The sequence below is a fragment of the Saccharopolyspora sp. NPDC050389 genome (assembly GCF_040655595.1).
Classification (GTDB): domain Bacteria; phylum Actinomycetota; class Actinomycetes; order Mycobacteriales; family Pseudonocardiaceae; genus Saccharopolyspora.
Window position 1 is genome coordinate 38351 of record NZ_JBFAKG010000016.1, and the last position, 21959, is coordinate 60309.

A 21959-nucleotide genomic window follows, 5' to 3' on the forward strand; every position below is an offset into this window, starting at 1 on the left:
GCCGAAAGTAAGGGCGGCCGCTGCCGAAAGACCACTGCCCGGGCATCTCTGCGATCCATACCGTCGACCGCGTTGCGAGCAGATGCGGAGGATCGATGAGTTTGCCGTTGGCCACCAACGAGATCGAGGACGTGCCGGATATCAGCATCGACTGGTACCGGGCCGTCACGGGCCTCGCCCACGACGCGCCGGGCTGGGTGCAGGCGCTGGCGGACGTGGCGACGGAGGCGGTGATCCTGGTGTTCGGCGCGCTGGTGTTGGCGAATCCCTGGCGCACCCGCCGAGCCGACCGCCGACTGCGCGTCCTCGCGTTCGCAGCCCCGGCGGTCACGGTGCTCGCCTACGCGATCAGCGAGGTGACGAAGACGTTCGTCGAGCAGGAAAGGCCGTGCCGCGAGGTCCGCAACATCGTCGCGACGATCGCGGAGTGCCCGGAACCGGGCGACTGGTCGTTCCCGAGCAACCACAGCACCATCGCCGCAGCGGCCGCAGTCGGCCTGGCTGTCGCATGGCGCCGACTCGCCGCCATCGTCGCCCTGCTCGCGGTGCTGGAGGCATTCCTGCGGGTCTTCGTCGGCGTCCACTACCCGCACGATGTGATCGCGGGCCTCCTGCTCGGCGCGATCGTCGCCGCGGCGGGCATGGCCCTGACGACCGCGCTGACCACGACGATCCGCCGGCCAGCCGCACAACGCCGCTGAACAGGAGCCGGTGGATCACGGACCCCATCGAAATCCTGTGAAGCGCCCCGCCGCGCGCGGCCAGAACGTCCGATGTGGATCGTCCGGCCCGGCGCGTCCGGTCGGTTGGTACCAAAGAACGAATTCCCCCGATGACGTCCATCCGTTCGGCCGGACGTGGTGGCCGAAAGGCTGACCACGGAGCGGATGCCGCGCTGCGATAACCGTGGGATGGAACGCCACGACCCCGCGGGCGCTCGGCAGCAGGTGCTGGAATGTCCCGTCGCCTCCCGCAGCGCGCACGACGAACCCCGCTCACTGCTGCGCTGGGCGTTGCAACGGCCGTACCTGGCTTGGGGTTTCGTGCTGCTGGTGTGCGGCTGCGGACTGGCGGTCGCGGTGCGGGCCTGGTGGGCGGACCCGGTAGGCCTGGAGGTCTACCACGCGGCCGGACGGGCGGTGTTCGACGGAATCCCGCTGTACGACCGGCAACTGGTCGACGGCCTGCACTTCGTCTACACGCCGCTGGCGGCCCTGCTGTTCACGCCGCTGGCGCCGCTGTCGATGGGCGCCGCGAAAGTTGTGTTCATCCTGGTCAACTGCCTGTTGCTCGGCTGCTGCGCGTGGTGGTCGTGGCGATCGGTCGGCCTGCGGGACCGGCGTACCGCGCTGGTGCTGACCCTCCTGGTGGCCTGCGGGTCGCTCGGGTTCGAACCCGCCCACCACACCCTCTACGTCGGCCAGGTCAACGTGATGGTGCTGGCCATCGTCTTGTGGGACGCGCTGCGCGACGACCGGTGCCGGACCAAGGGACTCGGGATTGGCCTGGCCGCGGGCATCAAGCTGACCCCGTTGCTGTTCTTGCCGTACCTGGTCGTGACCCGCCGGTTCCGGGCGGCGAGCGTGGCTGCGGTGTCTTTCCTCGGCACCGTCGCGCTCGGCTTCGCCGCACTGCCCGCCGATTCGGCGAAGTTCTGGCCGACCGGTCTGTTCGCCGATTCGAGCAGGATCTGGCCGGACCCCGGAGCCGCCCAGAACGTTTCCCTGAACGGCCTGCTGATCCGGCTCTTCGGCCACACCGGCGACACCAAGGTGCTGTGGGTCGGTGTGGCCGGATTGCTCGTGGCCCGCGCGATCGCCCTCGCGGCGCGAGCCGACCGCCAGGGCGAGCGGCTGCTCGCGGTCACCCTCTTCGGGCTGTGCGCGGCGGCGGTTTCGCCCTGGTCCTGGGGCCACCACTGGGTTTGGGTCGTGCCGCTGGTGGTGTTCGCGGGCGACCAGGTGCTGCGCTCGACCGATCGAGCCTGGCTGCTGATCTGGGCCCCGCCCGCGCTGCTCGTGGCTCTGACGTTCGTGCCCGCGTTCCGCGTTCCACCTCCCGGCCAGACCGGCCACGACGTGTCCGGACCCGCGGGCTGGGTGATGGGCAACATTTACGTGCTGCTCTTCGCCGCCACGCTGATCTCCACATCGCTGCATCTGCGGCGGTCCCGCATCGTCGCCGAACGGCCGAAAGGACCAATCGGCCATCCCGAACTGTCCTAGAGGACGAAGTCCGCAATGGAAGCGGGGACTACCGTGCGGGCAGTGAGACCCAGCTTTCCCGCCCGGGCCGAGCGCCTGCGCGTCACCAAGTGGACTGTCGCGACGTTCTGCGTTGCGGGCGTTCTGCTGCTCGCGGACGCTTACCTCGGTCAAGGCGGATCGCTGCACAGCCTCCGGCTCGCCACCGACCTCGCCGCGCTCGGCCTCACCTGGAACGTCGCGATCGAGTGCCGACGGGGGCGGGTGCTGCGCCCCTTCGGACTCGCTTGCCTGGTAGCTGCCGGTTCCTTCGCGCTCATTGCGTTCCCGACCTCGGAGTCGGATCCGCCGTACTCCGACGTTCCAGGCGTGCTCGAAGGCACTTCCCTGTTGGTCCTATGGGCTTTGGCCTGCCGCCACCTGCCCTACTGGCAGTTGCCGCTGTTCGGGGTTCTCGACCTGGCTGCGCTGATGGCACTGTTCACCCGGGATTCTGTGCTCTCGAAGCAGACTGGGCCCGGCGGCGGCGTTGTCTTGTTGCTGCCCTGGTTGCTCTTGCTCATCGGGGTGTTCGCGGTGTACCAGCGGTTCCAGGCGGGCCGTCGCGTCCTCGCCGCCGAGCAGGCGCGCCAGTCGGAAAGGCTTGAGCTGGCGCGTGATCTGCACGACCACGTCACGCATTACGTGACCGCCATCGTCGTGCAGGCCCAGGCCGGGCAGGAGACGGGCGATTCGGACACCGGGCGCAAGCTCTTCGCCAACATCGAGCGGACCGGCCAGGACGGCCTGGTCGCGATGAACCGTATGGTCAGGTTGCTGCGCGACCGGGAAGCAGCGCCTGAAATGCACGCGACGCGCGGGATCGGGGTGGTGCGGCAGCGGGTGGACGAGTTCGTCCTGACCGGCTGCTTGGTCCACGTCGAGTTGCCCGACGAGCTCGAAGCCGCTTCCTGGCCGCAGGAACTGATCAAGTCGGTCGAGCGGCTGGTGCAGGAGGGGCTGACGAACGTGCGCAAGCACGCCCGCGCGGCGACGCGGGTGGAAGTGCTCGTCGCAGCGGTCGGTGACCGCGTCACGGTGCGGGTGCGGGACAACGGCGCGCGCGGCGGCCTGGGGCGCTTCCGCCCGAGCGGGTTCGGCATGATCGGGTTGTCCGAACGGGTCACCGAGCTCGGCGGAGAGTTGACCAGCGGGGCGAGCCCGGAAGGCGGCTGGGAGCTGGCCGCCTCGATACCAAGACGGCAGGGGTTGGCTTGAGCATTTCGGTAGTGATCGCTGACGACCAGGAGATGGTGCGCACCGGGTTCCAGCTCATCCTCGAAGGGCAGGGCGACATCTCGGTGCTCGGGCAGGCGGCCGACGGGGTGGAAGCCGTCGAGCTGGTGCAGCGGCTGAAGCCCGACGTGTGCCTGATGGACATCCGGATGCCGAACATCGACGGTCTGCAGGCCACCAGGCAGATCCGGTCCCGACCGGAGCTCTCCGGCACCCGGATCGTCGTCGTCACCACTTACGACCTCGACGAGTACGTCTATGGCGCGTTGCGCGCCGGGGCCAACGGGTTCGTGCTCAAGAACTCCGGGGCGAGGCTGCTCGCGGAGGCGATCCGCACCGCCGTCGACGGCGAGTCGCTGGTCTCCCCGTCGATCACGGTGCGCCTGCTGGAGCAGCTCAACCACTGGAACGTGCCCGGCGGCGGTGTCGCGGCGGACGAGCTGAGCATGCAGGAGCGCAAGATCGTCGTCCGGGTGGCGCGCGGCTGGACCAACAGCGAGATCGCGGCCGACATGTTCCTGTCCGTGAGCACCATCAAGAGCCATCTCGCCCGCATCCAGGACAAGCTCATGATGCGCAACCGCGTCGAGATAGCGGCGTGGGCCTGGGAACACGGCATCGTGCGGTGATGCGGGATCAGGCGATGATCCGGCGGTAGGAGGCTCGGCGCGCCCGCTCCGGAACCAGGCGGTACCCGCAGCGCACGAGCACGTTCCGCAGGAACTGGGCGCGATTCGTGAACCGGTGACGCCGGAACTCGCGTTGCAGCTGAAGTTCGCGGCGCAGCAGGGCGAAACCACCTCGTCTCGCATAGGCGCCTGTGTCCACCCGGTAGTAGACGAGCGGCTCGGCAAGGTTCGTGCTGCGCGCGCCGTTGGCGATCATCCGCGCGAACAGCCGGTAGTCCTCCATGAGCGGGAAATCGCCGTAGCCGCCGGCGTCGAGGACCGCACTGCGGCGGTAGACGACGGTCGGGTGGTTGAACGGGTCGTGGAACCGGGCGCGCCGGGCGATCCGGTCCTCGTCGACCAGCGCCGTGCGCAGGCCGACGACCCTGGTGGGGTCGCCCTCGAACTCCAGCATGGCCGATCCGACGAGATCGGCACCCGCCTCGACGAGAGGAACTTGCCGCGCGAACCGGTGCGGCACGGCCACGTCGTCGGCGTCCATGCGCGCGACGATGTCGTGGTCGCTGGCCGCCAGGCCCGCGTCGAGCGCGACGCCGAGCCCGCGATGGCGGGTCAGGTCGACGCGGGTGACGGGAACCGCGCTGGTAGCGGCGAGTTCGTCGACGCACCGGCGCAGCGCCTCGGGAATCGGACCGTCCCGGACCAGGACGACCTGGGCCGGCGGTCTCGTCTGCGCGGACACCGTGCTGTGGAACGACTCCCGCAGGAGCGCGGCGTCGTCGCGGCCGTAAACCGGCAGCAGCAGCGAGAACTGCTCGCGCGGGCTCACGGTCGGTCCTCGGAGCCGGATCGGTGCGGCGGTGCCCATCGGCCGCGCGTCGGGTCCTGGTACGCGATCTCCACTGCCAGACCGCGCAGCAGGAGAGCCGTCCCGAGGACCACGACTCCCGCGGCCACGGACAGGGCCGTTCCTCCGCGTCGCATGACTTTCCTCCCTCTGGCGGTGCCTGCCGGGCGCCGACTTCGTCGGTGCCCTCGGAGGAAAAGCTATGCGGCGGTCGGCCCGGATCCTGCGGTCTTTGGGCCCGGTTCGGGGAACTTCTGGCTACCCGCGTTGGTCCTTTCGGCCACCCACTCCCGACCCCCTGGCCGAGCCCCGGCGATTTCGCGCGAAAACGCCAGCGTCCTCGACTACCCGTTCAACGTTGCTCGACACGGCGCTAGGACCGCTCCACCAGGCCCGCTTCGTAGGCCAGGATCGCGGCCTGCACCCGGTTCTTCACGCCCAACCGGCCCAGCACGGCGCTCACGTACGCCTTCACCGTGCCCTCCACGACGTGCAGCCGGCGGGCGATCTCGGCGTTCGACAGCCCGGCTCCGACCAGCGCGAGTACTTCGCGCTCCCGGTCGCTGAGCGCGTCCACGTGCTCTCGCGCGGCGATCTCCTGCTGCAGCCGCGGCCCGCCCAGCTGCCGGATCACCCGGTGCGCCACCGGCGGCGAGAGGTACGCGCCGCCTTCGGCCGCCGCCCGCACGCCCAGCAGCAGTTCCCGCGGATCACCGGTCTTGAGCAGGAATCCGCTGGCGCCGCCGTGCAACGCCCGGGTGACGTAGGCGTCCTCGTCGAACGTGGTCATGATGAGCACCGCGGTTTCCGGCGCCACGCGGCGGATTTCGTCCGCCGCACCGAGGCCGTCGAGCCCCGGCATCCGGATGTCCAGCAGCGCCACCGCCGGCCGGTGCCGCCGCACCAGCTCCACCGCGTCCCGCCCGTTGGCCGCCTCCCCGACGACCTCGATGTCCGGGTCGGCGGCCAGGATCGCTCGCACCCCGGCGCGAACCATGGCCTCGTCGTCGGCCAGCACCAGCCGCACGTCTCCTCCTACCGCTGCAGAAATTCCTTGCCCACCAACACGTCCTGCCGGAAGCACAGCCGGTACAGGTCGCTGCGCCGCTCGTCGAACGGATTGTGGTGCGTGCTGTAGTAAGCGCAGCTCGCACCGGGCGGCCGAGGCGGGTCGCCGTCGGGCGGGTCGTCGATCCGCGTGCGCCCTGGCAACAGGTGCTCGATCGACGACCGCGACTGCCCGACCTGAATCCGGTCGTAGGCCGCCGAGGGCAGCACGGAGGTAATGGTGTCGAACGCCGTGATGCCCGCCGTCAGCAACCCCAGCCCAACAGCGCTCGCCGTCGCCGCCGCGACCGCCACGTTGCGGCTGCTGCGCACCTGACCTTCTGCCCGAGCTAGGTGCGCGGCGGATTCCGAAGCCGCGATGGCCTGCGCGACCTGCGGAATCCGCGCGGAAAGCAGGAACCGCCCGTGCTCTGAGCTGGCGTGGAAGGTTCCGCCCGTCACCCGCACCCGCTCGGCGAGGGCGACGAGGCCGTACCCGCCGCTCGAAACCGGCCCGCGACCACCGGCCAGCGGGTTCGCCACCGACACTTCGCTCTCGTCGGCGGTGTGCCGCACCTCGACGGTCACGGCCGCTCCCGGCGCGTGCTTCGCCGCGTTGGTCAGCGCCTCCTGCACGATCCGGCACACCGCCCGGGCGCGCATCGACTGCGCCACCTCGCCGGTTTCGGTCAACGTCACCGGCATCCCGGCGGCTCGCGCCTGCTCGACCAGCTCCGCGACGCTTTCGCCGGTGACCGGGGCGTCGTCGTCGCGCAGGACCTCGACGACGTCCCGCAGCCGCTCGGCCGCGCCGGTCACCGCGACCCGCGCTTGGTTCGCCGCGTCCCGGTGCCCGGCGTCCAGCGTGGGCGCCACCTCCAGCGCGCCGATCCGCAGCGCGACCAGGCTGAGCTGGTGGCCGAGCAGGTCGTGCATGTCCCTGGCGATCCGGGTGCGTTCCTGCAGCCGCGCCTGCTCGCCCACGATCTGCTGCTGCCGCTCCAGCTGCTCCGCCCGCTCCCAGCCGGCCCGCACCAGCGCCCGGTACTTCTGGTGGTGTCGCCCCAGCAGCCACGGGATCAGCGAGAAAAGCAGCGCACCGATCAGCGTCACCAGCCAGGCCCCGACGTCGTGCGCCAGCACGAGCACGAGCAGCGACAGCACGCCGGTGGCCAGCGCGAGCCGGATCAGCGCGTCGCGGTGCCTGCGCACCCGGAATCCGGCGGAGTAGCTGGTCGCGATCAGCACCGCGGTGAAGGCGAACGCCGCGACGATGCCGGCGTCGGGCCGGGGGATCATCGCGCCGGCCCAGGCGGCCAGTGCGATGACGGTGGCCACGAGCGGCCGGGTTCGGCGCAGCGCCACGGTGATGCCGACCACTCCGACGCCGAGTGCGATCTCCCAGCCGCTCAACGGATCGGTCGCGGCCACCAGGTTGACCAGCAGCACGGGAGTGGACAGGGCGAGCCACCACAGCACGTCCCGCATCGGCACCTTCACCGCATCGACGCTACCGGCAGGTCGGTAATGTCGGATTGATGCTGGAACCGAGCGTGGAGTGGTACCGGACGATCGCGGAGTGGGGGACGGCGACGCCGGGCTGGGTGCACGTCCTCGCGTTGTTCGGCACCCAGGCGCTGCTGGCGGCGTTCGCGGTGCTGACGCTGCTCGCGTGGTGGCGGGTGGACCGGCGGCTGCCGGTGCTGTTCGCGCCGCTGCTGGCGGCCGGGGCGGCATGGCTGTTCAGCGAACTGATCAAGAACATCGTGCAGCAGGACCGGCCGTGCCGGGCGATGGCGATCCCGGGAGGCACGATCAAGAACTGCGCGGAGGTGAGCGCCTGGTCACTGCCCAGCAGCCACTCCGCGGCGGCCGCGGCGTTCGCGGTAGCGCTGTCGATGCTGTGGCGGCGCATCACGGCGATCGTGGTGCTCCTCGCACTGATCGAAGGCTTCTCCCGGGTCTTCATCGGAGTCCACTACCCGCACGACGTCCTCGCGGGCTTCCTCCTCGGCGCGGCCCTGGGAGTCGTGAGTGGTTATGCCGGTAAGAACCGGAACGACCACTCACGACCCGAAGCGCCTAGCCGAGCTCCGCGCGGACGAAGTCGCGGAAGTAACGCGGCGGACGCCCCGTGACGTCCTGGACCGTCGAGGTCGTGCCGGCCTCGCCGCCTGCCCGGATGTGCGCGTCCATGGCCGCCAATCCCGCCGCGAAGTCCGCGGGCAGCTCGGCGGAAAGTCGCAGGGCCAGCTCGTCCGTGGTGATGTCCCGGTGCCGGACCGGCCGCCCGGTGACCTCCGAGATGATCGCCGCGGCTTCGCCGTAGCTCAACGCCTCCGGGCCGGTCAGCAGGTACTCGTCGGCCACATCGGCCGAGGTCAGCGCGTGTGCGGCGACGGCGGCGATGTCGGCGGCGTCGATCCAGCCGAGCCGCCCCGAACCGGTGGCGGTCACGATCTCGCCGCGTTCCCGGATGCCGTCGGCCACCGGATGCCGGGCGGTGAAGTTCTGCATGAACCAGGTGGGCCGCAGCACGGCGCAGCCCGGCGTCGACGCGATCCGCGAGCGGTACTCCTCCAGCCCCGGCGCGTTCGACATCATCGCGGACGACCCGAGCGCGACGATCCGCCGCCCGGCAGCGGCCGCCAAGAACGGCCCGACCTGCGGCATCGGGTCGAGAATCCCGACCGGCGGCACCAGGTAGACGCGGTCGACGCCGTCCAGCGCGCGCCGCTGCGAATCCGGATCGGACCAGTCGAAGCGCACGTGGTCCGGGTCGTCGGCCGGGTGCCTGCTCGCGATCCGCACCGCGATCCCGCGCTCCCGCAGCAATGTCGCAAGTGGACGGCCGGTCTTGCCGGTACCGCCGGTGATCAGCACGGTCACGCGCGCACCTCGCTGCCCAGCGCCGTCACGAAGTCGGCGAGCGCCCCGAGCGCCTTGGCGCCCATGACCGGGCTCCAGTAGTCGCGGTAGCCGGCGATCGCGCCGTCGCGCACGACGATCACCGCGACGTAGCGCATCTCGTAGTCCGCGCCGGTCGCCACGGTCCGGCCGCGCGCGGTGAACTCGGCGATGATCGTGGCCGGGTCGGTGGTCTGGTGGACGATCACGGACGGGAAGCCCGCGATGTCCAGCTTCTGCGGGTAGTCCGCCAGGTATTCGCGCAGCGCTTCCCGCCCGCTGAGGCGCTCGGGCGTGCCCGCCGCGAACGGGAACTCGAAGGTGCAGTCGGGCGCGAACAGGTCGACGAACCCGTCCATGTCCTTGGCCAGCAGCAGGTCGAGGGCCTGCTCGAAGAGTTGGTTCGCTTCCACGACGTCCAGGCTCGTCGCCCGGGAGCGGGCGGAGCAGGTCCGCGCTTGCCCCGGATCCGCGGTCCGTGGCTGGCCGGTCCGCCCCGGTGGCAAGCTGGTGAGGTGAACAAGCGCGAGCTGGCCGATTTCCTGCGCCGCCGCCGGGAAGCGCGAAGCCCCGGCGACGTCGGGCTGCCCGACGGCTCCGGCCGCCGCCGCACGCCCGGCCTGCGCCGCGAGGAGGTCGCCTGGCTGGCGGGAGTGTCGACGAACTACTACGAGCGCCTCGAACAGGCACGCGCGCCGCGCCCGTCGACGCAGGTGCTCGCGGCTCTGGGCACGGCCCTGAAGTTGTCGGAGGCGGAAAGCGAGCACCTGGCGCGCCTCGCAGGGCAGGCTCCACCGGCCACGGAAACCGCGGAACCGGTGCCGCGAGGTGTGCTCCAACTGCTCGACCGCCTCGGCCCGGTCCCGGCCTACGTGGTGAACGAGCGGCTCGACATCGTGGCGTGGAACGACCTCGCCGCAAGCCTGATCACCGACTTCTCGAAGCTGCCGCGCGAAGAACGCAACACCCTGCGCCTGTCCATGCGTGGCGTGTGCTCCGCGCAGAACGGCGAGAACCACTTCGCCAGGCAGGCGGCGGCGGAGCTGCGCCTGGCCGCCGCCCGTCACCCGGACGACCCGGCCCTAGCGGCCCTGACCAGGGAATACGCCAACTTCAGCGCGGAGTTCGCGGAAACCTGGCGAGACCACGAGGTCCAGCCCCGCCCAACGCTGCGCAAGCGAATCGACCACCCGGACTTCGGTCCGCTGGACCTGGACTGCCAAACCCTGCACGTCCCAGGCCAGAAGCACCGCCTGATCCTCCTGTCGGCGGAACCGGGCACAACAGCCCACAAAGCCCTCGAAGGCCTAGGTGCCGCGGCCGAGTAGCGCGTGCCGGCCGTAGGACTCGGTCTCCATCTCGCGTTGTCGCTCTATCGCGACGCGTGCGCAGAGCTGCCAAACGCCCAGCGCGCCTTCGCCGGAGCCCGCGTGCTGCCCGGTCGACCGACCGATCCAGCAGAGGCCAACGACGACGAACGCCGAAGCAAGAACCAGAAAACCAAGCACAGCAGCCACTTTCTCGTCCTTTCCAAGAAAGCCCGGCAGGAACGGGACTTCGGGGGAGGGGGCGTCCCGCCCCTGCCGGGGAGGCCTCGCCGCACCGGGCCGGGGGAATGCTGGGCGGCGAGGCGGTCATCGGTGGTGCTGACGTTCCGAGGCCAGGTTTCCGCTGGCCACGCTGGTCGTGAGTGGTTTGTGTCGCTATAGCAACCCAAAACACTCACGGCCCCGTACCTGCGGAAACAGGTGTCGTGTAGGACTCAGAAGTCCCAGACGGTCGAAGGCGACCCGCGTCGCCGGTACTCCGCGACGCATCCGGGGCACTGCGCGGTGATGCTCGCCGTGCGCGGAGTGGCGGGCCACGGCGTCGGCCAAGGGATCTTCACGGTCTCGCGGCACAGCGCGACGACTTCGGTTCCGGCTGGCCATCTACCGGGCTTGTCGGTGATGCCGTGCCGAACCTTCGCGCCGGGCGGGACGATCCAGTAGACGACATCTTCCAGCCGAGCGGCCACCGAAGCCGCATCGAACTCCACCCACCAAGCCCTCGTGCTCATGAGCGCCTCCGCGCAGCTGGTTTACACGCTGAGTGAACAGTTACTGATGATTTGTAATGTTGCTAGAAGCGTGCAAATTTGCAAGATCTCGTTCGTGTGATCGCTCGAAGTGGTCACTGCGCTTTAGGCTGACGGCATGGCGGATTCCCCACGAGCGCGTGCTTTGGCCGCGGAACTGCGCGCCGCTCGCAAGGCCCGGAAACTTTCGCAGGGCCAGATCGCCGACCAGATCGGCTGGAGCGTCGCCAAGGTCAGCAGGGTGGAGACCGCGAAGACGGGCATAACCGAGGCGGACGTCTCGGCGCTCCTAGCCGTGCTCAGGGTGAAGGGCAAGGACCGGGAGCACCTGCTCAAGATGGCGCGCGAGCTGGATCAACCAGCGTGGTGGGAGCTGCACAGCGGCTTGCCGTCCCAGCTACGCGCCCTAATCGACGCCGAACAACGGGCTGCGCGGATCACGAACGTCGCGCCGACGTTGATTCCTGGGCTGTTGCAAACCAGGGGCTACACCCGAGCCGTCTACGAAGCGGCTCAGCTGGAGACCGCGGATGTTGATGCGGGAATCGGGATCAGGCAGACGAGGCAGGGCGTTCTGGAGAAGTCGGATCCTGTCGACTTGATCGCGTTCGTGGACGAGTCCGTTCTGTCGAGACCGGTTGGCGGGCATGCCGTTGCGGGAGAACAGCTTCGCTACCTGATCAAACTGTCAGATCGACCGCACATCACGATACGAGTGCTGCCGCTGGGGCTAGGTGTGCACACCGGGCTCGACGGCAACTTCTCCGTCTTCGAACTACCTCGTGCTCAAGTGACGGTGCACATCGAGGCCAGGCATGCGGGCGTGTTCTTGAGCGAGCCAGGCGACGTTGCTCCGTTCAAGAAAACACTCGACAGGCTGGCGCAGGTGGCCCTGAACGCGAAAGACTCGACGCAACTCGTAGCGCGGTACGCGGCAGAGCATGAGGAAGCAAGCTATGGCTGAGAAGTTCGTGGACTGGCGGAAGCCCTTACGCAGCAGCGACAGCGGCAACTGCGTTGAAGTCGGCTCGGCGCCTGGTCTGGTCGGCATCCGGGACACAAAAGATCGAGATGGTGGGACCTTAGCGGTGTCGCGGGCTGCATGGGGTCGGTTCATCGCGGCAACGAAAGCCGGACAGTGCGACGCTGCTCTGTGAGGTAACGGTGCTGACGACCTGGCGAAAGAGCAGCTACAGCGGCCACAACACGGGTTGCGTCGAGGTCGGTTCGGCCCCGGGCCTGGTGGGGGTTCGCGACACGAAGGACCGTGACAGCGGGACTCTGGCCGTTCCTCGCGAGGCTTGGACCCGGTTCGTCACTGCCGTGAAGGCAGATCACTTCCGCGGCTGAGTGCCGTTTTGGCTGGTCAGGGCCCGTGAGTACTTTGAGCTGCTATAGCGACCCAAAGTACTCACGGGCCTGTGGTCACCGCTGGGGTAGGCGGTAGGCCCAGTTCCAGGCCGCTTCCAGCGGGCCGCGTTCGAAGTGGCGCAGCCACCACGTCGACAGCGTCATGAAGGTCGCGCAGATCGCCGCCCAGATCAGCAGGACCCACCACGGGCGGGCCCAGTCGAAGCGCGCGGCCAGGCCGAATCCCCAGCCGTAGCACAGGATCGCCGCCACGAGGTTCTGGAAGACGTAGCAGGACAGCGCCATTCGGCCGACCGCGGTCAGCCCGCGCCGCATGACTCCTGGCGTGCCGCGCAGCGCGCCCACCAGCGACGGGATCAGCCCGAGCAGGCCCAGCGCGATGATCGGCGGCAGGATGTAGCGGTCGACCATGAGCCAGCCCTCACCCGAGAACGCGGTGAGCAGGTTCAGCGGCACTCCGATGCCGAAGCCGAACAGCATCAGGCGGTTCCGCAGCCGTTGCCCCTCAGCGGCGAACACTCCCGCCCGGTACAGCCGGGCGCCGATCAGGAACAGCGCCACGGACATCGGGATGATGAAGATCGCTTCGATCCGGTAGACGCCCCAGTGCGCGATCCGGGTGGAGACCTGTTCCAGCCAGCTGCCGCTGGTGAACAGCTGCGACGGCGCGCCGCTGCCGCCCATCGACGCGTGCCCGGTCAGCAGGCCGAGCGTGACCACGCTGATGAACGCGACGTGCAGCGAGACCATCGCGATGATCCAGCCCTTCACCGCCCGGTCGCTGCGGCCGATCAGGTACGCGACCAGCATCGATGTCACCGCGTAGCTCATCAGCACGTCGAATTCGAAGATCAGGATGTAGTGCAGCAGGCCCTCGGTGAACAGCAGCGCCGCCCGCCACAGGTACCAGCCCGGCCAGCGCCCGCCCCGGCGCCGCGCCGACCGGTACTGCAGCTCCAGGCCGATGCCGAACAGCAGCGTGAGCAGGGACAGGAACTTGCCGTTGGCGAGGAGCCGGATGGTCGCCTCGATGTTCGCGGTGAGCGTGCCGGTCTCCACCATGGTCAGCATCCCGGCCGGCCCTTCCGGGTCGGTGAAGATCCAGATGTTGGTGCCCAGCGTGCCTAGGATGGCGACGCCGCGGACCACGTCTATCGCGGTGATCCTGCTGGAGGTGGGTGTTTGCCGTAGTACCTCGGTCATGAATTCCCCAGTTGTTCGAAACTCGCCTCCGCCACCACGGAGGGTTACGATGCAAGTGCATGGTAAACGGATGCTCGGCCCGTTTGCAATGCGATCGCATTGGAAAGGTGCAAGACGGTGCCCAAGCAGGTGGACCACGAGGCCCGGCGGATCCAGATCGCCGAGGCGCTGATGCGGCTGGCCAGCCGTGGCGGCCTGGAGGCGGTGAGCCTCCGCGACGTCGCCGCCGAAGCGGGCGTCTCGATGGGCGCGGTGCAGCACTACTTCAAGTCGAAGGACGAGATGCTGGGCTTCGCCATGGGGCACGTGAACAACCGCGCCTCGCAGCGGATCGTGCAGCGGCTGGGCCAGGAGGGGCAACGGCCGAGGGTGCGCGTGGTGCTGCGGACGCTGATGCTCGAAATGCTGGCGCTGTCCGACGACAGTCGAATGGAGTTCCTGACGCACATAGCGTTCTTCCTGCGCGCGCTCGGCGCGCCGGACCTGGCCGAGACCTACCGCGAGTGGTGGCCGAAGCTGGAGGAGTGGGTGGTCTCCGAGCTCCGCGCCGCGCAGGAGTCCGGCGAGCTACCCGCCGACCGCGACCCGGAACGCGAGGCCGAAGCCCTGCTGCTCATCCCGGACGGCCTGTCGATCGGCCTGCTGCTGGGCCACCGGACCGGCGAAGGCGCGATCGCGGCCGTCGACTACCACCTCGACCGCCTGTTCGGAAAATCCACAGAGGACTGATCCACTACGCGTGACGGTCGTGGAAGTCCAGCTGATCGCGCACCGGCACAACGTGGGCGATGTCGGATTTTTCAACGGTGGCAAGCAGATCCACCGATTCGCTCGAGTCGTGGACCGATCCGTGCGGGCCGGGGAAGTGGCCCTCCGGCGCGGACCACACGTCGTAGCGGGCGCCTGCGGCCACGAGCACGAGCCCGTTGGGCTCCAGCTGGTTCAGCCGGATGTCCAGCATCGCGCGGAAGAGGTTCTCGCCCCGCGATCGGAAGGTGCGGGCCGTGGCGGCGATCTCCAGGACGACGCTCTCGCCGTCCACCCACCACCTGGCATCGGCGGGGAACGGCCGGTCTCCGAACAGGATGACCTGGCGGGTGACCGGAACGCCCTGCGGATACGGCATGCCGGGCGCTGGGATCACGGCCCGAAGTGCTTGCGAATCAGGTGCACGCGGAGATCGCTCATCTGATCGCTGAACCGGCACGCGATGGCCCACCGCGCCCTCGCCACCGGCCAGCTGCCCGACGAAACCGGACGGGTCCTCGGCGAAGCTGTCGATTCCGGCGCCGATGAACGCCTTGCCCGCCGAGAGCGTCCCGGACACCAACCCACCGATGGTCTCGCCGTACTGCTGCGAGGGAGCTTTCTCGGCCGTCAGCAACAAGGTCTTCACGAGATCCTTCGCGGCGTCCTCGACCTGGCCCTTCGCGGCGTCGATCGAGGCCTGGCTGCGGGCGGTGCCCGGCTCCCGGCACGGCTCGACGTCCGCGCGAGCCTGCTTGGCCTGCCGCTGCGCCCAGGCCAGCACGTCGCGGTACCGCTGCATCGCCTGGGCGGATTCGGTGAAGCCCTCGGTCGCGCGGATCGACTCGGGCGTGATCCCGTGCAGCGCCACGGCGTGTTCTTGCAGCGGATCCAGCAGCACGTTCGTGCCCTGCGGCATGCCGGGCAGGTATCCGTCCAGCAGCCGGGCGCCGGTGAGCACCAGGTACTCGGCGGCCCGGTCGCCCTCGCCGCGCCGCCGCCGGTAATCGGCGAAGTACCGCAGATCCGAGAACACCGGGAGCCACGGAGCCCCGGCCACGTGCACGACCGGCACGGCCGGCGGGTCGGTAGCGCACTCCAGGTACACCCCGCTGTCGCGGAAGGTGGCCACCAGATCGGCCGGGCGCTGCACGGTCCGCCGGAACCGGAGTGCCTCCCGCACCAGTGGTGGCGCGTCCGGAACGCACGTCGCCGAACCCATGTCTCCTCCGTAGTCGCTTGAGCACAGAGAGTGGCCAGGCTACTGGATCGGCAACGGTAAAAACCGAACAAAAACGGTGGTATGAACCATAGGGGTTGCTAGGCCGAACGGCGGTAAGTCATCAGATGTCCACCTCGGCGTAACCAAGATCGCCGAGCTCTGCTTCGGCGGCGCCGCCGGTGGCCTCAGCCAGCCAGGTGCGGAAGGTGTCCACTTCGGACTCTGGGACGTTGACGCGGAAGCGGACCTCGGCCTGGTAGTCCGTGTCCGCCACCTGGTATCCGGCCGAACGCAGGTCGTTGTCGAGCTTTCCGGCCACCAGGTAGTCCACTGTGGTCGCGACGACTCGAACCGGGCGGCGCTCGACCAGGCCGACGTGGTCCAGCGCGGCCGACACCGCGCCGCCGTAGGCGCGCACCAGGCCGCCCGCGCCGAGCAGCACGCCGCCGAAGTAGCGGGTCACCACGGCGACCGAGTTGGTGATCTCGTTGCGGCGCAGCACCTCCAGCATCGGCACGCCCGCGGTGCCCGCCGGCTCGCCGTCGTCGCTGGACTTCTGGAACTCGCCGGCGTCGCCGAGGACGAACGCGGAGCAGTGGTGCCGCGCGTCGTGGTGCAGCTTGCGGCGCTGCTGGATGAACTCCCGCGCCTCGGCCTCGCTGGTGACCCGCGCCAGCGCGCAGAGGAAGCGGGACTTCTTGACCTCCAGCTCGTGCTCGCCCGGCCGCTTGATCGTCCGCATCGGTTCCCTTCGCCAGGTGACGCCGCTCACTGCCACGCGGTGTCGCGCGGCGGGGTCCTGCCGCCCATCCTCCCACTTCGGCAACTGCGCAGGTCAGCGCGGTGATCGGGGCTTGAGGTGGAGGCGATTTCCGTTGCGGCCCGCGGGCACGTAACGTCCCCCCTCATGGAGCAGTCATCGAGCCCGTTTGAACCAGGCGCGCGGGTGCGTGCCACGTTCGGCCGGTTCCGTGATCAGGTCGGCACGGTGGTGGAGGCCGCCACCGGGCTTCCCGAGGTCTTCGACGGTCCCGTCCTATGGGTGCGGTTCGACGGAGGCAGCGACGAGCCCGGGCTGGTGGCGGGCAGATTCCTGGAAGCCGCCTGATACCGCTGGCGAGCCGCCGGATCTGCCCTGGTCGAAACCCGTGAGTCTTTTGGGGCGCGATAGCACCCCAAAACACTCACGAGGTTCTTGACCAGGCAAAACGTGCCGCAAAATCTTCTTGATCGAAGCCCGCGGGCGCGTGTGTGAGCAAGGACAATTCGGTACATCCGGTCGAGTCGATAAAATCGTCTTGAAACTGACGTCGGGACGACGGATGGAGACGATGCGGGTTCTCGTGATCGGGGCCGGAGTCGGGGGACTCGCCATCGCCAACGGATTGATCGGCAAGGGCCACCACGTGCAGGTCTTCGAGCACGCGAACGCCCTGCGCACCACGGGTGCGGGCATCACGGTGTGGAGCAACGGCACCGCGGCGCTGCGCGGGCTCGGCGTCAACATCGAAGCGGCCGGTCACCGGCTGCACAGCCTCCGCTCGGTCACCGAGTCCGGCCGGCTGCTCTGGGAGGCCGACCTCGGCGAGGTCACCGAGCGCCTGGGCTCGCCGACCGTGCAGATCGCGCGCCGCACGCTGATCGCGGAGATGGCTGCCGCGCTGCCGCCGGGCGTGCTGCACTTCGGCCGCCGTTGCGTCGGCGTCACCGAGCATCCGGACCACGTCGTCGTCGAGTTCGCCGATGGCAGCTCGGCCGTCGGTGACGTGCTGATCGGCGCCGACGGGCAGCGCTCGGTGGTGCGCCGCGAGGTGCTGGGCGGCGACCCGGCGCGGCCCACCGGCTGGGCCAGCTGGCAGGGCCTGACGCGCAGCGACCTGCCGATCGCGCACGGCCACCAGACGCTCAACATCGCCGGCCGCTACGCGCACTGCGGCCTGATCCCGACCGGCGACGGGCTGCTGCACTGGTGGTTCGACATGCCCTGGAAGGACGGCGACCCGGTGCTGTCCGTCGCCGAGCTCCAGCGGACCTTCCGCGGCTGGCCGGATCCCGTCGAGGAGCTGCTGGCCTCGGTCACCGACGACGACCTCGGGTTCTTCCCGCACATCCGGCACAAGGTGCCGCAGGTCTGGGGCGGCCCGCGCAGCACGCTGCTGGGCGACGCGGTGCACGCGATGCCGCCCGCCGTGGCGCAGGCGGCCAACCAGACGCTGGAAGACGCCTGGCTGCTCACCCAGTTCTTGTCCGTTGTGGACAGAGATCCGGCGGAGCTGCTGCGGGCCTACGAGCAGGAGCGGCGGCCGCGTGCGCTGAAGGTGTCGCGCACCGCCGCGCTGACGTCGGCGCAGCGCAGCACGCCGTTGCAGCGCTTGGCGAGGTTCCCGAGGTGGCTCGCGACCCGCAGCCAGGTGGCGTCGCTGCGCTCCGGCAGCGACGTCCTCCGCCTGGCCCGCCCCAGCATCCAGGCCGCCTGACCTCGCTTCGCATCCCCGCTGGCTGATGTGGGGTGAACGGCCCGTTCGTCTCGTTTGGCGAGGTGAACAGGCCGTTCGCTTCGCACGCCCGAGGCCCCTGGGGGTGGAGTGAACGGCCCGTTCGCGCCGATAGGCGAGGTGAACAGGCCGTTGACTCACCCGCCTCCGAATCGCCTCAGTTCCCGGCCACCAGGACCGAACTTCCGGCGTTCTCGTCGTCGCTGCCCAGCAGCAGGCCGCCGGTCTCGTTCAGCGCCTCGATCTTGTGACCTGGGAACTCGCCGAGCCGCTGCGGGTCCTGGTCGATGGTCAGGCGCAGCGCGCCGCCGTCGAAAGCCAGCGTTCCGGCGGCGAACACGGCGGAATCGAACGGCCCGTCGTCGCCGGAGTCGGAGGCCGAGGACACCACGATCCGGCCGTCCTCGCGCAGCTTCAGGTCAGACACGTGCCGCACGTCCTTCGTCGGGTACGGCGCGCGGAACTCCTGCGACTGCGCCTCGCCGAATTCCAGGCGCTCCTTGTCGAACTCGGCCGCGCGCAGCGTGGCCGGCCGCTCGCCCTCGCCGCGATCGGCCCAGACCGCGAACAGCCGCCCTTCCTTCGACAGCAGGCCGAAGCTTTCGTAGTTGTCGTCGTCGGCGCGGTCGGGCAGCGAGAACGTGCCCAGGACGGTGGCGCCGCCGCGGTCGATCCGGACGTGGAAGGCGCTGCCGTCGCTGGCCAGCGCGATGTATTCGCCCGGCGAACCGGGAATCGCGTCGATCGCCTCCAGGTCGACCGGAATCTCGCCCTGCCAGTCCAGCGGTTCGGCGCCGGTTACCTGCCCCTGCCGCAGCGAAAGCCAGGTCGCCCGGTTCTCGCCGTCCTTCTTGTTGTCCCGGACGATGATCGCGTCGGTCGCTTCGGCCGTCGCATCGACGAGCGCGATTCCGCTGATGCCCGAGGTGATTCCGTCGCCGACCAGCTGCCAGTCCGCCTGATCCGGCGCGGCCGCCGCGGCGCTCGGCGACGCGAGCACGAGCGAGAGGGAAACGGCGCCGACGAGAGTTCTGTGCACGGGACAACCTCCACGGTGAGAGCAGTCGACCAGCTGTCAGACATCACGCTCAAGAACCCGGCGTAGATCTATCGGCCGCGACCCGATGCGTCAACGGCCATTCGTCGGAGTTCTCCGCGCAGCAAAAAGCCCTCCCCGCCGCTTGGCGAGGAGGGCCTTGAGGGTTCGGGTCAGCTGCCGAGGACGTCCGGGTCCGGGCCGACGCGCACGCCGGTCTTCAGCGCCGTGATGGCCGCGACGTCGTCGTCGGCGAGCTCGAAGTCGAAGACCTCGATGTTCTCCTTGATCCGCGACGGCGTGACGGACTTCGGGATCGCGATGTTGCCGAGCTGGATCTGCCAGCGCAGCACGATCTGCGCCGGGCTCTTGCCGTACTTCTCGGCCAGCGCGGCCAGCGCCGCGTCGTCCAGCAGGCCCTTGCCCTGGCCCAGCGGGCTCCACGCCTCGGTGGCGATGCCGTGCTCGGCGTGGAACGCGCGCAGCTCGGCCTGCGGCAGGTTCGGGTGCAGCTCGATCTGGTTGACCGCGGGCACCACGTCGGTCTCCTCGAACAGCCGGCGCAGGTGCGGGATCTGGAAGTTCGACACGCCGATCGCCTTGGCCCGGCCGTCGGCGTGCAGCTGCTGGAACGCCTTCCAGGTGTCCACGTACTTGTCCTTGGCCGCCACCGGCCAGTGGATCAGGTACAGGTCGACGTAGTCGAGCCCGAGCTTGGTGAGGCTCTCGTCGAACGCCTTCAGCGTGCTGTCGTAGCCCTGCGAGTCGTTCCAGAGCTTGGTGGTGACGAACAGGTCCTCGCGCTTGAGGCCCGATTCGGCGATCGCCTTGCCCACGCCTTCCTCGTTGCCGTACACCGCGGCCGTGTCGATGCTGCGGTACCCGGCCTGCAGCGCCGCCAGCACCGGCCCGACGACCTCGTCGGCCGGGACCTGGAAGACGCCGTAACCCAGCTGCGGCATTTGTGCGCCGGTGTTCAGCGTGATGTTCGGAACCTGTGTCATGTGGGTGCTTTCCTCCGCCGATGTCGGATTGTTCGCCCCGCGAACACACGTCGCGGGCTGGTGTCCGCTCTGCGGCCACCGTATTAGGTGTGGTCAGCCCCGGCTAGCCGATCTGTTCCGTGGGAAACCCTCAGCCGACCTCGATCGACTCGGTGGGCTGAGCGGCGCGGTGCGAGACGGGCGCCTCGGGCCGCCGCGGCCGCCGGTCTAGCCAGCCGGAGATCAGCGCGAAGCCCAGGCCGACCACCGCGAGCAGGGCGCCGACCCAGCTCGGCGCGGTCAGCCCGAGGCCGGCCGCGATCACCACGCCGCCGAGGTAGGCGCCCAGCGAGTTGGCGATGTTGAAGGTCGACTGGATGCTCGCCGAGCCCAGCGCCGGCGCCTCCTTGGCCTGGTCGAGGATCCGCGCCTGGATGCTGGGGATCGCCGCGAACCCGGTCGCACCGATCAGGAACACCGTGATCGGCGCCAGCACCGTGCTGTGCGCGGTCACCACGAACAGCGCCAGGCAGACCGCCAGCGCGCCGAGGAAGACGTACAGCGTCTTCATCGGGGCCTTGTCGGCGAGCCGCCCGCCGACCGCGGTGCCGACGGTCATGCCGACGCCGAACAGCGCGAGCAGCAGCGTGACCGCGGTCGGTGTGTAGCCGGTGACGTCGGTCAGCACCGGCTTGATGTAGCTGTAGAAGGAGAAGGTCGCGGCGAAGCCGAAGACCACGACCGCGAACGCCAGCCAGACCTGCGGGCGGCGGAACGCGCGCAGCTCGCCGCGCACGCTGACGTCGGTGGGCTTGGGCTGGTCGGGCACCAGCGCCGCGACCGCGGCCAGCGCGACGACGCCGATCACCGCGACCAGGCCGAACGCCCAGCGCCAGCCGAGGGCTTGGCCGAGCAGCGTGCCGACCGGGACGCCGACGATGTTCGCCACGGTGAGGCCGATGAACATCATCGAGATGGCCTGGGCGCGCTTGTCGGTGGCGACCAGGCTCGCGGCGACCACGGCACCGATGCCGAAGAACACGCCGTGCGGCAGGCCGGCGAGGAACCGGGCGCCGAGCAGCAGCTCGTGCGTCGGCGCGAACGCCGAGCACAGGTTCCCGACGGTGAACAGCACCAGCATGCTGAGCAGCATCGTCTTGCGTTTGAACCGCATGCCCAGCATGGTCAGCAGCGGTGCGCCGATGACAACGCCGAGCGCGTACAGCGAGATGTAGCCGCCGGCGTCGGGGATCGACACCTGCAGGTCGGTGGCGACCTCGGGCAGCAGGCCCATCATCACGAACTCGGTCGTTCCAATCCCGAATGCGGCGATGGCCAGGGCCAACAGGGCAATGGGCAAGGAAGTCTCCCCTTGAAACGAACGTCCGGACTGGTTCATGGCGTCCTCGCCGGCCGGGCGCACGGCGGTGCGCCTCGCATTCCGGTGTTCGAGAACGATTCAGGAAGACGGCGGTCGGTGGCGCTTCCCAGACGTGTTCAACAGTAGTCCGGCGCCCCGGTGTTCCCGAAGCGGTTATGAACCGCGCCACGTCGGGAATCGCTCGTTCGGCCGAGCTGGCAGGGAAAACCATCCATCCACAATGGACTTGAATCGGTGCGCGGTGCACATCCGCGGCGCGGTCGCGTTGTGCACTCTGGCAAAAAACAGAACGTGGAAACTTTTCGCAACAGTCTGTCGGCCGCCCGCCGATCGGTGACGCGCAGGAAACCCAACCCGCGAAGGTTGGAATCCCCCGGCTTTAGCCGTGGGGAGGAAGTCAAAATGGACTTCAAGGCGCTGGATGCCCCGCCGTGCGCCGGGGCACACCCCGGCGCCGAGAACGCGCTCGGCACGTTCGTGCAGTTCATCACCGCCGGGCTCAGCGGCGCCATGACCCAAGCCGGGGAGGCCATCG

At 69.4% G+C, this 21959-nt stretch carries 26 protein-coding genes; 12 read left to right on the plus strand and 14 right to left on the minus strand.

Annotated features, from left to right (window positions below; translation table 11 throughout):
• Positions 1 to 95: 95 nt before the first annotated feature.
• From AB0I53_RS12840 to AB0I53_RS12855, 4 genes are all read left to right on the plus strand, one after another.
• A complete protein-coding gene (locus AB0I53_RS12840; protein ID WP_358600901.1) occupies positions 96 to 701 on the plus strand; it encodes a phosphatase PAP2 family protein in 606 nt (201 codons plus the stop codon).
• A 210-nt stretch (positions 702 to 911) separates the two neighbouring features.
• The gene (locus tag AB0I53_RS12845; RefSeq protein WP_358600904.1) at positions 912 to 2225 is read left to right on the plus strand and encodes a glycosyltransferase 87 family protein; all 1314 of its coding nucleotides are present in this window, start codon (positions 912 to 914) and stop codon (positions 2223 to 2225) included.
• Positions 2226 to 2267: 42 nt separating this feature from the next.
• The gene (locus AB0I53_RS12850) at positions 2268 to 3461 is read left to right on the plus strand and encodes a histidine kinase (RefSeq protein WP_358600907.1); all 1194 of its coding nucleotides are present in this window, start codon (positions 2268 to 2270) and stop codon (positions 3459 to 3461) included.
• A gap of 2 nt (positions 3462 to 3463) precedes the next feature.
• Positions 3464 to 4108, plus strand: coding sequence for a response regulator transcription factor (locus AB0I53_RS12855; protein WP_358601168.1), 645 nt, complete (start codon positions 3464 to 3466; stop codon positions 4106 to 4108).
• Positions 4109 to 4115: 7 nt separating this feature from the next.
• Here AB0I53_RS12855 and AB0I53_RS12860 read toward each other — a convergent pair whose 3' ends face one another.
• The 4 genes from AB0I53_RS12860 to AB0I53_RS12875 form a co-directional block, all read right to left on the minus strand.
• Positions 4116 to 4937 (minus strand): glycosyltransferase, encoded by an 822-nt coding sequence (locus tag AB0I53_RS12860; RefSeq protein WP_358600910.1) that lies wholly within the window; start codon positions 4935 to 4937, stop codon positions 4116 to 4118.
• A complete protein-coding gene (locus AB0I53_RS12865; RefSeq protein ID WP_165968279.1) occupies positions 4934 to 5092 on the minus strand; it encodes a hypothetical protein in 159 nt (52 codons plus the stop codon). The genes AB0I53_RS12860 and AB0I53_RS12865 overlap by 4 nt, the downstream gene beginning before the upstream one ends.
• A gap of 236 nt (positions 5093 to 5328) precedes the next feature.
• Entirely contained in the window at positions 5329 to 5982 is a 654-nt protein-coding gene (locus AB0I53_RS12870) for a response regulator transcription factor (protein WP_358600913.1), read from the minus strand.
• A gap of 8 nt (positions 5983 to 5990) precedes the next feature.
• Entirely contained in the window at positions 5991 to 7502 is a 1512-nt protein-coding gene (locus AB0I53_RS12875; RefSeq protein ID WP_358600916.1) for a histidine kinase, read from the minus strand.
• A 38-nt stretch (positions 7503 to 7540) separates the two neighbouring features.
• Between AB0I53_RS12875 and AB0I53_RS12880 the strand changes: the two genes are divergently transcribed.
• Entirely contained in the window at positions 7541 to 8140 is a 600-nt protein-coding gene (locus tag AB0I53_RS12880; RefSeq protein ID WP_358600919.1) for a phosphatase PAP2 family protein, read from the plus strand.
• Here AB0I53_RS12880 and AB0I53_RS12885 read toward each other — a convergent pair.
• Positions 8085 to 8891: an NAD-dependent epimerase/dehydratase family protein gene (locus AB0I53_RS12885; protein WP_358600922.1), complete on the minus strand. Its 807-nt coding sequence runs from the start codon at positions 8889 to 8891 to the stop codon at positions 8085 to 8087. The two genes, AB0I53_RS12880 and AB0I53_RS12885, sit on opposite strands and share 56 nt — an antisense overlap.
• Positions 8888 to 9322 carry a nuclear transport factor 2 family protein gene (locus tag AB0I53_RS12890; RefSeq protein ID WP_358600925.1) on the minus strand — a complete coding sequence of 145 codons (435 nt, stop codon included), beginning with the start codon at positions 9320 to 9322 and terminating at the stop codon, positions 8888 to 8890. The genes AB0I53_RS12885 and AB0I53_RS12890 overlap by 4 nt, the downstream gene beginning before the upstream one ends.
• 102 nt (positions 9323 to 9424) lie before the next feature.
• Between AB0I53_RS12890 and AB0I53_RS12895 the strand changes: the two genes are divergently transcribed.
• The gene (locus AB0I53_RS12895) at positions 9425 to 10237 is read left to right on the plus strand and encodes a helix-turn-helix transcriptional regulator (RefSeq protein WP_358600928.1); all 813 of its coding nucleotides are present in this window, start codon (positions 9425 to 9427) and stop codon (positions 10235 to 10237) included.
• Here AB0I53_RS12895 and AB0I53_RS12900 read toward each other — a convergent pair.
• Together AB0I53_RS12900 and AB0I53_RS12905 are read right to left on the minus strand one after the other, a co-directional pair.
• Entirely contained in the window at positions 10217 to 10426 is a 210-nt protein-coding gene (locus AB0I53_RS12900; protein ID WP_358600931.1) for a hypothetical protein, read from the minus strand. The genes AB0I53_RS12895 and AB0I53_RS12900 overlap by 21 nt on opposite strands.
• 245 nt (positions 10427 to 10671) lie before the next feature.
• Entirely contained in the window at positions 10672 to 10968 is a 297-nt protein-coding gene (locus AB0I53_RS12905; protein ID WP_358600934.1) for a hypothetical protein, read from the minus strand.
• A 136-nt stretch (positions 10969 to 11104) separates the two neighbouring features.
• On the opposite strand from AB0I53_RS12905, the gene AB0I53_RS12910 reads away from it, so the two are divergent.
• Genes AB0I53_RS12910 through AB0I53_RS12920 form a run of 3 tightly spaced genes read left to right on the plus strand, consistent with a single transcriptional unit; the run spans position 11105 to position 12336 of the window.
• A complete protein-coding gene (locus AB0I53_RS12910; RefSeq protein ID WP_358600936.1) occupies positions 11105 to 11950 on the plus strand; it encodes a helix-turn-helix transcriptional regulator in 846 nt (281 codons plus the stop codon).
• Positions 11943 to 12143, plus strand: a complete 201-nt coding sequence (locus AB0I53_RS12915) for a DUF397 domain-containing protein (RefSeq protein WP_358600939.1) — start codon at positions 11943 to 11945, stop codon at positions 12141 to 12143. The genes AB0I53_RS12910 and AB0I53_RS12915 overlap by 8 nt, the downstream gene beginning before the upstream one ends.
• Positions 12144 to 12150: 7 nt before the next feature.
• The gene (locus tag AB0I53_RS12920) at positions 12151 to 12336 is read left to right on the plus strand and encodes a DUF397 domain-containing protein (RefSeq protein ID WP_358600941.1); all 186 of its coding nucleotides are present in this window, start codon (positions 12151 to 12153) and stop codon (positions 12334 to 12336) included.
• A 75-nt stretch (positions 12337 to 12411) separates the two neighbouring features.
• Here AB0I53_RS12920 and AB0I53_RS12925 read toward each other — a convergent pair whose 3' ends face one another.
• Positions 12412 to 13560 (minus strand): DUF418 domain-containing protein, encoded by a 1149-nt coding sequence (locus AB0I53_RS12925; RefSeq protein ID WP_358600944.1) that lies wholly within the window; start codon positions 13558 to 13560, stop codon positions 12412 to 12414.
• 117 nt (positions 13561 to 13677) lie between these two features.
• Between AB0I53_RS12925 and AB0I53_RS12930 the strand changes: the two genes are divergently transcribed.
• Positions 13678 to 14289, plus strand: coding sequence for a TetR family transcriptional regulator C-terminal domain-containing protein (locus AB0I53_RS12930; RefSeq protein WP_358600947.1), 612 nt, complete (start codon positions 13678 to 13680; stop codon positions 14287 to 14289).
• Positions 14290 to 14293: 4 nt separating this feature from the next.
• Here the strand turns inward: AB0I53_RS12930 and AB0I53_RS12935 are convergent, their stop codons facing one another.
• Both AB0I53_RS12935 and AB0I53_RS12940 read right to left on the minus strand, forming a co-directional pair.
• Positions 14294 to 15529: a hypothetical protein gene (locus AB0I53_RS12935; protein ID WP_358600950.1), complete on the minus strand. Its 1236-nt coding sequence runs from the start codon at positions 15527 to 15529 to the stop codon at positions 14294 to 14296.
• 121 nt (positions 15530 to 15650) lie between these two features.
• Positions 15651 to 16271 (minus strand): YigZ family protein, encoded by a 621-nt coding sequence (locus tag AB0I53_RS12940; RefSeq protein WP_358600953.1) that lies wholly within the window; start codon positions 16269 to 16271, stop codon positions 15651 to 15653.
• A gap of 204 nt (positions 16272 to 16475) precedes the next feature.
• Between AB0I53_RS12940 and AB0I53_RS12945 the strand changes: the two genes are divergently transcribed.
• On the plus strand, positions 16476 to 16637 hold the full coding sequence (locus tag AB0I53_RS12945) for a hypothetical protein (RefSeq protein ID WP_358600956.1): 162 nt from the start codon (positions 16476 to 16478) through the stop codon (positions 16635 to 16637).
• 223 nt (positions 16638 to 16860) lie between these two features.
• Positions 16861 to 18006 (plus strand): FAD-dependent monooxygenase, encoded by a 1146-nt coding sequence (locus AB0I53_RS12950; RefSeq protein WP_358600959.1) that lies wholly within the window; start codon positions 16861 to 16863, stop codon positions 18004 to 18006.
• A 175-nt stretch (positions 18007 to 18181) separates the two neighbouring features.
• On the opposite strand, the gene AB0I53_RS12955 is transcribed toward AB0I53_RS12950, so the two are convergent.
• The 3 genes from AB0I53_RS12955 to AB0I53_RS12965 all read right to left on the minus strand — a co-directional run bounded on the left by AB0I53_RS12955 (position 18182) and on the right by AB0I53_RS12965 (position 21403).
• Positions 18182 to 19063 (minus strand): hypothetical protein, encoded by an 882-nt coding sequence (locus tag AB0I53_RS12955; RefSeq protein WP_358600962.1) that lies wholly within the window; start codon positions 19061 to 19063, stop codon positions 18182 to 18184.
• A gap of 170 nt (positions 19064 to 19233) precedes the next feature.
• Complete coding sequence (locus tag AB0I53_RS12960) at positions 19234 to 20064, minus strand: aldo/keto reductase (RefSeq protein ID WP_358600965.1); 831 nt, start codon at positions 20062 to 20064, stop codon at positions 19234 to 19236.
• Between the two features lie 130 nt (positions 20065 to 20194).
• Complete coding sequence (locus AB0I53_RS12965; protein ID WP_358600968.1) at positions 20195 to 21403, minus strand: MFS transporter; 1209 nt, start codon at positions 21401 to 21403, stop codon at positions 20195 to 20197.
• Positions 21404 to 21959 lie beyond the last annotated feature (556 nt).